8 protein-coding genes and 1 tRNA gene are annotated in these 12,768 nt (G+C 60.5%); 8 read left to right on the top strand and 1 reads right to left on the bottom strand.

Annotation, left to right across the window (positions count from 1 at the left end):
* Positions 1–21: 21 nt before the first annotated feature.
* From EDC34_RS02950 to EDC34_RS02915, 8 genes are all read left to right on the top strand, one after another.
* Entirely contained in the window at positions 22–948 is a 927-nt protein-coding gene (locus EDC34_RS02950) for an aspartate carbamoyltransferase catalytic subunit (RefSeq protein ID WP_114960136.1), read from the top strand.
* A gap of 551 nt (positions 949–1,499) precedes the next feature.
* Positions 1,500–1,703 carry a helix-turn-helix domain-containing protein gene (locus tag EDC34_RS02945; protein ID WP_114960135.1) on the top strand — a complete coding sequence of 68 codons (204 nt, stop codon included), beginning with the start codon at positions 1,500–1,502 and terminating at the stop codon, positions 1,701–1,703.
* A complete protein-coding gene (locus EDC34_RS02940; RefSeq protein ID WP_114960134.1) occupies positions 1,700–4,594 on the top strand; it encodes an SNF2-related protein in 2,895 nt (964 codons plus the stop codon). Before EDC34_RS02945 ends, EDC34_RS02940 begins: the two co-directional genes overlap by 4 nt.
* Entirely contained in the window at positions 4,591–4,773 is a 183-nt protein-coding gene (locus tag EDC34_RS02935) for a hypothetical protein (protein ID WP_132982838.1), read from the top strand. The genes EDC34_RS02940 and EDC34_RS02935 overlap by 4 nt, the downstream gene beginning before the upstream one ends.
* The gene (locus EDC34_RS02930; protein WP_114960133.1) at positions 4,763–7,081 is read left to right on the top strand and encodes an AAA family ATPase; all 2,319 of its coding nucleotides are present in this window, start codon (positions 4,763–4,765) and stop codon (positions 7,079–7,081) included. The genes EDC34_RS02935 and EDC34_RS02930 overlap by 11 nt, the downstream gene beginning before the upstream one ends.
* Positions 7,082–7,088: 7 nt before the next feature.
* Positions 7,089–8,792, top strand: coding sequence for a site-specific DNA-methyltransferase (locus EDC34_RS02925; RefSeq protein ID WP_114960132.1), 1,704 nt, complete (start codon positions 7,089–7,091; stop codon positions 8,790–8,792).
* The gene (locus tag EDC34_RS02920) at positions 8,789–11,539 is read left to right on the top strand and encodes a DEAD/DEAH box helicase (protein WP_114960131.1); all 2,751 of its coding nucleotides are present in this window, start codon (positions 8,789–8,791) and stop codon (positions 11,537–11,539) included. The genes EDC34_RS02925 and EDC34_RS02920 overlap by 4 nt, the downstream gene beginning before the upstream one ends.
* A gap of 120 nt (positions 11,540–11,659) precedes the next feature.
* A complete protein-coding gene (locus tag EDC34_RS02915) occupies positions 11,660–12,442 on the top strand; it encodes a GIY-YIG nuclease family protein (RefSeq protein WP_205388058.1) in 783 nt (260 codons plus the stop codon).
* Positions 12,443–12,637: 195 nt separating this feature from the next.
* Here EDC34_RS02915 and EDC34_RS02910 read toward each other — a convergent pair.
* A tRNA-Phe gene (locus EDC34_RS02910) sits at positions 12,638–12,713 on the bottom strand.
* Positions 12,714–12,768 lie beyond the last annotated feature (55 nt).

Genomic DNA, 12,768 nt, shown 5'->3' with positions numbered 1-12,768 from the left:
GCATCCCCGCCACCCGCCCACATGATCCCTTCCAGCACCGACCACGCCCATCACCTGCTTGATCTCGTCCGCCTGCCGGCCGCACGCCTCGACACCCTGCTGCGCCGCGCGCAGATGTTCGCCGAGGGCGCGCAGGCGCCCGCCGCGCTGGCCGGGGTGGCGGTGTGCACGCTGTTCTTCGAGCCCTCCACCCGCACCCGCCTCAGCTTCCAGCTCGCCGCGCAGCGACTGGGCGCGCAGGTGCTCAATTTCGATGCCTCCACCGCCTCCACCACCAAGGGCGAGACCGACCTCGATACCTTCCGCACCATCCAGGCGATGGGCGTGCGCGGGTTCATCATCCGGCATAAGGGTGATGGCGCGGTGGCGGCGCTGGCCGAGGCGGCGAACCCCGGCGTGGCGGTGCTCAACGCCGGCGATGGCCGCAGCCACCATCCCACCCAGGGCCTGCTGGACATGCTCACCCTGCGCCAGGCCAAGGGCGAGGATTTCTCGAAGCTCAAAGTGGTGATCGTCGGCGACGTGAAGCACTCCCGGGTCGCGCGCAGCGACCTGCATGCCCTGCGCGCGCTGGGCTGCGGTGAGATCCGTGTGTGCGGTCCGACGGCCCTGCTGCCGGACGACGACACCCTGGCCGGCTGCGCGGTCAGCCACGACCTCGACGCCGCGCTGGACGGCGTGGACGCGGTGATGATGCTGCGCCTGCAGCGCGAGCGCATGGCCGAGGGCCTGGTCGCGTCGCTCGACGACTACCACCGCGCTTACGGCCTCACCGAGGCCCGCCTGCGCCGCGCCGCCCCGGACGCCATCGTCATGCACCCCGGCCCGATGAACCGCGGCGTGGAAATCACCGATGCCGTCGCCGACGGCCCGCAATCGCGCGTCCTCGCCCAAGTCGCTAACGGCGTCGCCGTGCGCATGGCAGTGCTGGAAGCGCTACTCGGCTGACCGGCGCGGCTGCCCGCATGCTTCGGTACAACGCTTCTTCACGTCCAATCTCCTTATCGTCGGGGATTGGACTCCAGATCGCGGTGCTGTTCGAAAGAGGGGGCGTCGTGTGTGCTGGCGCGAAGAAGCTAGCGCAGGTTTCGAGAGAACTTAAGAGCAAATAGAGAGTCCAACCTGGTGACTTCAGGCGCGGCACCACCTAGCGTGGCACACGCAGATCGACACCGCAGCCCGCGTGGTGTCGCGCAAGGCCCAAAGCAAAACGCCCAACCGAGAAGGGTGGGCGTGGAAACGTGGTGGCGGAACCCGGAACCAAACCCGCGCCCCATTCCCGACGCAAATGCTAACGCGCGCATCCTTGCGGACAAGGATTAGAGAATTTGGCCGTTTCGATACTCAGAGCGCCTACCAGCGCGTGGGCCTTCTGCTGCAGTTCGCGACCGATAACCGTTTTGTGATCGGGTGGCGCGTCAAACTGTTCAGCGTCGCCCCTATGTGGGAGAATTTGCAAACTTTGGCAGTAAAACTTCAACGTTTGCGCAGAAACGGCAATGGCAGAGCCTGATGGCGACATCCTGACCTTGGACGAGGTCGCGGCCTACCTGAAGGCGGGCAAGCGCACGATCTATCGGCTCGCAGCAAGCGGGGAGATTCCTGCGTTCAAGCTCGGCGGGACGTGGCGTTTCCGGCGTTCCGAGCTGGATCGCTGGATCGCCGCAAGCATCAACGAGGTAAAGCCCAAGGGACGGAAATGACGCAACCGCTACTGACGCCGCATCAAAGCCAGTACATCGCGTGGCTGCTCACGCGCCGCGCGGCGGGCGACACCGTGGAGTCGTTGGCCTCGACGTTGGTCGATTCGCAGGTCGATCTCAACCCGCATCAGGTCGATGCGGCCCTCTTCGCTTGCCGCAACCCGCTCTCGCGCGGAGTCATCCTTGCCGACGAAGTCGGCCTCGGCAAGACCATTGAAGCGGGCCTGGTGATTTCCCAGCGCTGGGCGGAGCGGCGGCGCAGGATTCTCATCATCGTCCCGGCCAACCTGCGCAAGCAGTGGCATCAGGAATTGCAAGACAAGTTCAGCCTGCAGGGGTTGATCCTCGAAGCCAAGAGCTACAACCGCATCGCCAAGCAGGAGCGGCAAAACCCGTTTCTGATGCCCTCCGGCCCCGTGATCTGCTCCTACCAGTTCGCCAAGGCAAAGGCCAAAGACATCAAAGAGATCGAGTGGGACCTGGTCGTCCTTGACGAAGCCCATCGCCTGCGCAACGTTTACAAGACCAGCAACGTCATCGCTAGAACGCTCAAGGAGGCTTTGGCCCACGTCCATTCCAAGGTGCTGCTCACGGCCACACCCTTGCAGAACTCGTTGCTGGAACTCTATGGCCTTGTCAGCCTCATCGACGATCGTGTCTTCGGTGATCTGGACAGCTTCCGCACGCAGTTCGCCGCCAATGGCCGGGATCAAGCCTTCGGCGCTTTACGCGAACGGCTGGCCGCCGTCTGCAAACGTACTTTGCGCCGCCAGGTGCAGCCCTATGTTTCCTACACGGCGCGGCGCGCCATCGTGCAGGAGTTCACCCCATCGAGCGAGGAACAAGAGCTCTCCCGTCTCGTCGCCGAATACCTGCGTCGCCCCAACCTCAAGGCGCTGCCACAGAGCCAGCGCCAGCTGATCACGCTTGTGCTGTGGAAGCTCTTGGCGTCCAGCACGCACGCCATTGCGGGCGCGCTGGAAACGATGGCCAAGCGCCTGCAAGGCGTGCTCGACGCATCGCCCGTCGTCGACCTGACGGACGAACTGGACGAAGACTACGAGTCGCTGGACGAGACCGCCGAGGAATTTGTCGAGAGCGTGGAAGCTCCAGAACCAGATACTGCAGCGCTCAGCCAGGAAGAACGCGCCGCCATCTCGACCGAAATTGACGAGCTGCGCCATTTCAGGAACCTGGCCACTCGTATTCGAGAAAACGCCAAGGGCCGCGCACTGCTCACGGCCTTGGACAAGGCCTTCGCTGAACTGGAACGGCTGGGTGCGGCCAAAAAGGCCATCATCTTCACCGAGTCCCGACGCACGCAGGATTACCTCTTGAGCCTGTTGGCTGACACGCCCTACGGAGACGGCATCGTCCTCTTCAATGGCACCAACAGCGATGCCCGCGCGCAAGCCATTTACAAGGATTGGCTCAAACGCCACGAGGGCACGGACCGCATCACCGGCTCCAAGACCGCCGACACCCGCGCTGCACTGGTTGAGCACTTCAAAGAACGTGGCACGGTGATGATCGCCACCGAAGCGGGCGCGGAAGGCATCAACCTGCAATTCTGCTCACTCGTCATCAACTACGACCTGCCGTGGAATCCGCAGCGCATCGAACAGCGCATCGGGCGCTGCCACCGCTACGGGCAGAAGCACGACGTGGTCGTGGTCAATTTCGTCGACTTGACCAACGAGGCGGACAGACGCGTCTATGAATTGCTGTCACAAAAGTTCCAACTCTTCGAAGGCGTGTTCGGGGCCAGCGACGAAGTGCTGGGCGCGATCGGATCGGGCGTGGACTTCGAGCGGCGAATCGCGGAGATCTATCAAAACTGCCGTGAACCCCATGAGATCAAGGCCAGCTTCGAGCAGCTCCAACTCGAGCTTTCCAGCGAGATCAACGAGGCCATGGTCAAAGCGCGGCAGATTTTGCTGGAGAACTTCGACGAGGAGGTGCAGGACAAGCTCCGCGTCCGCGCGGAGGACAGCCGCAGTGCGCGTAATCGCTTCGAGCGCATATTGATGGATCTAACCCGGACGGAGTTGGACGGTTGCGCCGACTTCGACGATGAGGGCTTCACGCTGCGACGCGCACCAGATGGCATCGCGGCCAGTGGCATCGAGGGCATCGATCTTGGCCGCTACGAACTGCCGCGTCGTTCTGGCGAAGCGCACCTCTACCGCATCCATCACCCGCTGGCGCAATGGGTGATCCATCGCGCCAAATGCCGCGAGCTGGGGGAAGCCAAACTGGTGTTCGACTATGGCGCCCACGGCACCCGAATCAGCACCCTGGAGCCGTATCGCGGTAAAGCCGGATGGCTCACCTGCAAGCTGCTGACGGTCGAAGCGCTGGGTCGTCAGGAACAGCACCTACTGGTCGCAGCCGTCACCACCGATGGCGTCGCCTTGGCCGAGGAAGACCCAGAGAAGCTGCTGCGCCTGCCTGCCACCCTACGTCCGGTGGGCCTGTTCCACAACGCGGGCAACGCCACCTTGGACGCCGACGTGGAAGGTCGAAAGACCGCAATGCTGCGGGAGATCAACCAGCGCAACCTCGGCTACTTCGAGCAGGAAGTGCAGAAGCTGGACGCCTGGGCGGACGACCTCAAGCTGGGGCTGGAGCAGGAAATCAAGGAAATCGATCGCGAGATCAAGGAAGTGCGCCGCACGGCAGCGACCTCGCCCACACTGGAAGAAAAGCTCTCGTGGCAAAAAAAGCAGCGCGAACTGGAGGCCAGGCGCAGCAAGCTGCGGCGCGAGTTGTTCATCCGGCAAGATGAAGTCGAAGCAAAACGCAACGACCTCATCAGCCAGCTGGAGGCGCAGCTCCACCAGCAGGTCGAAGAGCGCCCGCTATTTACCATCGAATGGGAGTTGGCATGACGACGCCATCAGAAGCACTGACAGATCGTATTGTATTGCACTTGGTCGAAACCAAGCTCTTTCTACAAGAAGACGCGCAGAAGTACAGAGACAAGATCGCGACTGGAACGATGAAGCCGGAAGACTGGCTGCTCGCCATCGAGAAGGCGCTGCAAAAGGGGGCGACTCATGAACACTAACCCCTTGATCAGCATCCAGATCGAAAACCTGCGCGGGTCTGTCACGCCCTTCAAGCTGACCTTCGAGAAGAACAAGAAGCTCACCATAATTTATGGCGAGAACGGCACGGGCAAGTCCACTGTGGCGGATGCATTCGACTTCCTCGGAAACGGCAACGTCGGCTCGCTGGATCGCAGAGGGCTCGGCCCGACGCAGAAGTTCTGGCCCTCCATTGGCAAGACTGCGACCGAGGTTAAAGTAACGTTGGAAACGCAAGCCGGGGCATGCAGCGTTGCCCTCGATAAGAAGGGTATCGTGGTTTCGAACGATAACCTTCGCCCAAAGGTAGCCGTTCTGCGGCGAAGTGAAATCTTGGGTCTGATTGAAGCCAAGCCGGCTGATCGCTATGAGCAGATCAGACGGTTCGTGGATGTCACAGGTGTCGAGTCCGCTGAGGGCACACTCCGAAAGTTGGCAATAGATAAGGGCAAGGAGTACGAAACCGCGACCACGCGCGTTTCGGAAAATCTGGGTGAAATCGAACGGTTCTGGCGGCAGGCAGGAAGCCCAGGCGCCAATGCGCTAGATTGGGCTACGCAGGAAGTGCAGAAAGATCAGAGCTATCTCGACACCCGAAAGGCCATGATCGATCGACTCATCGCTGCTTGGGATGCTTTGGCAGCGCACCCGGACAAATTAGCCGCGCTTGCCAATCAGGCGAAGGTCGCTGAATCTGCTCACCAGCAAGCTAAAAAGGAACTCGCGGACATCACAGGAACGGTGGCAAACGACTACTTGGCAGTGCTCGATCTGTTGAAGGCTGCACAAGCACACTTTAAATCACATCCGAACCCGACCGTTTGCCCTTTGTGCGAAAGCAGCGAAAAGGTCGCTGGGCTAGTAGAGAAAGTCAATCACCGCATTCGATCTCAAGATGCCCACAGGAAGCTCGAAGCCGCGAAGCAGAATGTTGTATCCAAGGAAAAGGCGCTTGATGCTGCAAATCAGCGATTGGCCGACGCAGAGAAGAAGATCCGCGAGGATGCGGCAGCATTTGTAACGCTCTGCGGCAGCGGCGAATTGTCGCTGGACTTGGTTATCCCAACGCTTCCGGTGCCCGACGATCTCACAAATTTGGTGCAGTGGATAAAGGCTAATCAGAACAAACGAACTGCCTGGGAAAAAGCCTCGAACGACTGTGTAGCCGACAAAAAGTTCATCAACACCTTGCGCACCTCCCTTGATACGCTGGCGGCCAACAAAAGGATCGCAAAGGAGCTAGAAGCCCTTGTCCCGCGCATCAAGGAAGTGGCCGAACTAGTTGCAGAGCAGCGGAAGAAGTTCACCGACGACATCTTGAGCGCGATTTCCAGCAGAGTCGGAGAACTCTACGACGCCATCCACCCGAATGAAGGGCTCGACAAGATCGTCTTGGCGCTGGATGCCGCCAAACGGGCTTCCTTGGAAATAGCCACGGAGTTCTGCGGTAAGAAGGATGCGCCGCCACAGGCGTATTTCAGCGACTCGCACTTGGATACCTTGGGACTGTGCATCTTTCTGGCCTTGGCTGAGCGCGACGCTCCGGAAGAAAAGCTGCTAGTACTCGACGATGTACTGGGCAGCGTTGACGAGCCGCACGTCGAACGCATTATTGGAATGATCTACGACGTGCTTCAGAAGTTCCGGCACGCTGTAGTCACTACGCACTACCGGCCTTGGCGCGAGAAGTTTCGCTGGGGCATGTTGAAGCCCGATCAGACCTGTCACTTCGTCGAACTCGGCAAGTGGGGCCTTGACAAAGGCATCAGCTTGAGTGGCGCCATAATCCCAGAGATCACTCGGTTAAAGATGCTCTTGGCTGACCCGAACCCTGATGTTCAGGCCGTCACGGGCAAGGCGGGCGTTATCTTGGAGGCGTTGCTCGACTTCCTCACGCTGCAATATGCCTGCGCCGTGCCTCGAAAGCACGGCAACACCTATGTGCTGGGTGATTTACTGGGCGCAGTAAATGGCAAGCTGCTTGCGGCACTAAAGGTTGAAGTCCTGGACCAGACTACTGCCGGCAATGTCGTCACCACCGTTGCACTGAAACCCATCCTGGATGAGATCATGCAGGTGGCCCAAACCAGGAATGTGTTGGGTGCGCACTTCAACCAAACCGGCTTCGATCTTTACCCTGAAGATGGCATCCGCTTTGCCAAGTTAGTTGAGCAACTGTCTGATGCCCTTGTCTGCCCCGATCATGGGCGACCTATGAAGGACACGGGCAGCTACTGGCGCAATGGCGGCGATACCCGTCGATTGCACCCGCTAAAGAAACCTGGCTGAAAGAGCGATGAACAATAAACAAAAACTGGAACTCACCTGGATCGGCAAGGACAAGCGCCCCAAGCTGGAGCCGCGCATCCTGCTGGAAGACCTGGAAAAGTCCTACCACGCCAAGCAGCGCGTGACGAAAAACGATCTTTTCGATAACCGGCTGATCTTTGGCGACAACCTCTTGGCCTTGAAGGCGCTGGAGGCGGAGTTCACCGGCAAGGTGAAATGCGTGTTCATCGACCCGCCGTACAACACCGGCAGCGCGTTCACGCATTACGACGACGGGCTGGAGCATTCGATCTGGCTGTCGCTCATGCGCGACCGGCTGGAGATCATCCGGCGGCTCTTGTCGGAGGATGGCTCGCTGTGGATCACCATCGACGACAACGAATGCCATTACCTCAAGGTATTGTGCGATGAGATTTTTGGGCGGAGAAATTTTTTGTCATGTTCGGTATGGAATCACAGCGTTCAGTCTAAGGGTTATAGAGGTAAATTCTCTGTCCATCACAACTACATTCTTGTTTACCAGAAGTCATCTGAGTTTGTGCTGAAAGACCTGCCAAGACAGGAGGAGCACAATGTCAATTACTCCAATCCAGACAACGACCCTCGCGGCCCATGGCGCGCAGGAGACGTGCGAAATTCGCTTGTGCGGCCAAATCTCATGTATGACATTGTGACGCCAAGCGGAAAGCTGATTCGTCACCCGCCAAAGGGATGGAGGTTTAGTAGAGAAACGTTTGAAAAGGAACTTGCAGAGGGGAAGATTAAGTTCTCCGATGATGAGACGCGCATCATACGGAAAATTTACTTGGCTGATCAGGAAGGACGCGTCCCGGAGACCATCTGGTTTGCAAAAGATGTCGGCACAACCAGAGAGGCAAGCGCCGAGGTTCGAGCATTTGTCGAAGGCGATTTTTTCGACACTCCCAAGCCTGAAAGGCTGATAAAACGCGTGATCGAACTTGCCACCAACCCCGGCGACCTCGTCCTCGACTCTTTCGCCGGTTCCGGCACCACCGGTGCCGTCGCCCACAAAATGGGCCGGCGCTGGATCATGGTGGAGCTGGGTGAGCACTGCCACACGCACATCATTCCGCGCCTGAAAAAGGTCATCGACGGCGAAGACCCGGGCGGCATCACGAAGGCCGTGGGCTGGCAGGGCGGTGGCGGCTTTCGCTACTTCAAGCTCGCGCCCACGCTCATCGTCAACGACCGCTGGGGCAACCCCATCATCAACCCCGAATACAACGCGGCGATGCTGGCGGAAGCCTTGTGCAAGCTGGAGGGCTTTACCTACGCGCCTTCGGAGGTGTTCTGGTGGCAGCACGGGCACTCCAGCGAGCGGGATTTCATCTACGTGACCACGCAAAACCTCTCTGCCGAGCGCTTGCAGGCGCTTTCCGATGAGGTGGGCAGCGAACGCAGCCTACTCGTGGTGTGCAGCGCGTTTCGCGGCGTGACGGCAGGTGAGGCGGCCCTGCGCTGGCCGAATCTGACGCTCAAGAAAATCCCCAAGGCGGTGCTGGCGCGTTGCGAATGGGGGCATGACGACTACAGCCTGAACGTGGCGAACCTGCCGATGGCCAAGCCCGACCCGGTTGAATCTTCCGCAGCAGCCGAGGCGAGCAGGAAAACCCGGAGCAGAAAAGGATCCGCTGCGAGCGCGGATCAGGGCAGCCTTTTCGAGCGGAACGGCGGGGAGGACAAACAATGAACAGCCGCGTCCTGCATGCCGTCACCGGCCGTCTTTCTCTGCGCCCGCCGCAGGCGGAATCACTCTCGAAGCTGGCTCGCGCGATCGAGGCCGCGCCGCAGATGCTGGGCCACGAACGGGATATTGCGGTCATCCTGTCCACGCTCAAAGCCGAGTTCCCCACCCTGGAGGACTTCGAGCGCGAGTTTCCTTCGCTGTGCTTTTCGCTGGCCACGGGCGTGGGCAAGACGCGGCTGATGGGGGCATTCATCGCCTATCTGCACCTGGCGCATGGCATCCACAACTTCTTCGTGCTCGCGCCCAATCTCACCATCTACGACAAGCTGATCACGGATTTCACGCCCAATACGCCCAAGTACGTGTTCAAGGGCATTGCCGAGTTCGCACAACGCCCGCCACTCATCATCACCGGCGACAACTATGACCAGACCGGCGCGGTGGTGGATGAGACCGCGCTGGGGCTGGGCTTCGACGTGCGCATCAATATCTTCAACATCTCGAAGATCAATTCCGAGGTGCGCGGCGGCAAGGAGCCGCGCATCAAGCGGATGCGCGAGGTGCTGGGCGACAGCTACTTCAACCATCTGGCGAACCTGCCTGACCTGGTGCTGCTCATGGACGAGTCGCACCGCTACCGGGCGCAGGCGGGCATGCGAGCGATCAACGAATTGAAGCCGCTGTTCGGCTTGGAGGTGACGGCCACGCCCTTCGTGGAATCGAGCCGCGGGCCAGTGCCGTTCAAGAACGTGGTGATGGACTACCCGCTGGCGCGGGCGCTGGAAGACGGCTTCGTCAAGGAGCCGGCAGTCGTTACCCAGCGCAACTTCAAGGCCAGCGACCACACGCCGGAGGAAGTCGAAAAGATCAAACTGGAAGACGGCGTGCGCCTGCACGAGACGACCAAGGTGGAACTCACCACCTACGCCCGCGAAAACGGCGTCAAGCCCGTCAAGCCTTTCATGCTGGTGATTGCGCGCGACACCACGCACGCGGCGCAGCTCAAGGCGCTGATCGAGTCGGAGGCGTTCTATGACGGGCGCTACGCAGGCAAGGTGATCCAGGTCGATTCCAGCCGCACCGGGGCGGAAGAGGAGGAAATGATCACGCGCCTCTTGGCCGTGGAGAGCGTGAGTGAGCCGACCGAGATCGTGATTCACGTCAACATGCTCAAAGAAGGTTGGGACGTGACCAACCTCTACACCATCGTGCCGCTGCGCGCCGCCAACGCGCGCACGCTGATCGAGCAGAGCATCGGGCGCGGCCTGCGCTTGCCTTATGGCAAACGCACCGGCGTGGCGGCGGTGGATCGGCTCAATATCGTCGCGCACGACAAATTCCAGGAGATCATCGACGAAGCCAACCGGGGCGACTCGCCGATTCGCCTCAAGCAGGTCATTCTCGACGCGCCGAGCGCGGACGATAAGAAGGTCAGCGTGCAGGTCAGCTCCGGTGCTGCGGTGCGGCTGGGCCTCACGGATGCCGCTCCCGCCGTCGACCACGCTTCGGCGGCGACCCACGGCGGATCGGAGGGCGGCCGGGCCACACCCGCACCGACGCCGGTGTTCACCAGCGAAGCGGAGAAGCAGGCTGCGCGCGTTGTCATGGACGTCATCGGCACTTACGAGGTCAGGCGCGACCAGGTGCCAACCAGCCGTGCGCTGCTCAACCCCGAGGTGCAAGCCGCCATCCTCGCGGAAGTGGCGGAGCGGCTGAAGCCGATGCAGGGCGAGCTGCTGGCGGGCGTGGATGAGGCTGTTGCTGTGCTGGACCTCTCGGCCGTGGTGGCCAAAACGGCGGAGATCGTCGTTCAGCAGACCATCGACATCCCGCGCATCACCGTGGTGCCCAAGGGTGAGGTCACGACCGGCTTTCGTCCTTTCCGGCTCGATGTGAGCCAGCTTCACCTCCAACCCGGTGAACGTGAAATCGTGATCCACAACCTGCACACCAACGAGCAGGACACGCTGGCCGCTGAAATTGGCCTCAAAGAACAACGCCCTGAGGACTACATCGTCCACGCGCTGGTGGATTTCGACGACATCGATTACTTCACCCAGGCCGATCTGCTCTACGACCTGGCAGGGCAGATGGTGCAGCACCTACAGGGCTATTTGTCACCGGACGACGTGATCCGCGTACTGGATCGGGATAGGCGACTCATCGCGCGGGAAATCCACGCGCAAATGATGGCGCACTTCTATGAGGAGGCGACCGAGTTCGAGGTGCAGGTCAGTCGCGGCTTCACGGCGCTCAAACCCTGCACCTACACCGCCACGGCAGGACAGGACCCGCGCCATTTCCGCGAGACGGTGGAGGACGTGAGCGCGATCCGCCAAATGCTGTTCGGCGGGTTCACGAAATGCCTGTACCCGCTGCAGAAGTTCGACTCGGACAGCGAACGTCGCTTCGCCGTCATTCTGGAGCGCGACGCCAGCAAGTGGTTTAAGCCGGCAAAGGGGCAATTCCAGATCTACTACAAGCTCGGCACCGAGCAGCCGGAGTACGTTCCTGACTTCGTGGTGGAGATGGATGCATGCATCCTGATGGCCGAGACCAAGAAGCGGGACGACCTGGGCACCGATGAAGTGAAGGCCAAGGCCGCTGCGGCGGTGCGCTGGTGCCAGCACGCGACCGAGTACGCCAAGAGCGTCGGCAGCAAGCCGTGGAAGTACATCCTGGTGCCGCACGATGAAATCATGGAATCGGAGCGGCTGGCCGACTTCCTGCGCTTCGAAGAGAAGAGTTGAGGCGGGATACCCATACAACCGTTCTCCATCACGCTTTTCGCAACCTCCGGTGACCCCGAAGGGATTCGTCACGTCGACAAGTCGAACTGGTCGGGCTACGGCGTCGTCTTCACCAAGGAGTTGTTCCATCAGCTGAAGCAGGAGCCGGGCTTCTCGCAGGCTGGCATCTACATCCTCGTCGGGAATGCCGCCGAAGAAACGATCTACATCGGCGAGGCCGACCCGGTCGGTGACCGGCTGAAGAACCACGTCTCGAACAAGGAAGGTTGGGTGTTGGGCGTCTACTTCTTCGACCGCAACCACAAGATCGGCAAGACCGAAGTCCAATACCTGGAGTCGGCACTGGTGGCGCTGGCCAAGAAGCATGACCGGGCCATTTTGCTGAACAAGAACAACCCGACTGCTCCGACGATGGCCCCGGCAGCCAAGGCCACGGCGCAGGCCTTCCTGGCCGACATGTTGCTGATCCTGCCGATGCTGGGCATCAACGCTTTCACCCCGCCGAAACAGGAAGACCCGAGCGATCAGGTGCAGCCAGTTGGTTCGGAGAACGACAAGTTCGACACCATCGTTGTTCCCGCACGCGAGGAAGGATTCAAGCAGCGCTTCCTGAACGAGCACTGCTGGTTTGCCGTTCGGATCAATGCGAAGCACATCCCGAAGCTGAAGTTCATCGCTGCCTATCAGGTCGCCCCCGTCGCAGCGATCACCCACATTGCCGAGGTCGAGGCCATCCTGCCTTACAATGACACAGGGAAGTACTTGATCAAGTTCAAAGGGCCTGCGACTGCGATTGTCCCGATCCCGCGCCCGGAGAACAGCGAGATCAATATGCAGTCGTCCCGCTACGCGCTGCGGGAAAAGTTGTTGGCGGCCAAGAATCTGGATGAAGTCTGGGCCTAAACCCTGGGGGGATTCAGGCCGACAGAATTCGCGCTTCTGCTTCACGGCGAGCAACCAACCCGCCAGATGTTCTACTTTTGAAATGTCCGCTTGACGGCGGAGCTTACGCTCGTTGATCTGGTCCGGTTTGGCTAGGAATTACTAAACAAAAAGCCCCACATCGGCTGGAACCGTTGCAGGGATTGCGTTTGAACATGGTGGCCGGGGAGGGAATCGAACCCCCGACACGGGGATTTTCAATCCCCTGCTCTACCAACTGAGCTACCCGGCCATGGGCGTGCGAGCCGCGCATGATACGGGGTGATCGCGTCCGCGGCAAGCCGTCT

This window comes from Thermomonas haemolytica, assembly GCF_004346265.1.
Taxonomy (GTDB): Bacteria; Pseudomonadota; Gammaproteobacteria; order Xanthomonadales; family Xanthomonadaceae; genus Thermomonas; species Thermomonas haemolytica.
The sequence above is the reverse complement of the archived record's forward strand: the minus strand, read 5'-3'. Positions and strand labels throughout refer to the sequence as shown.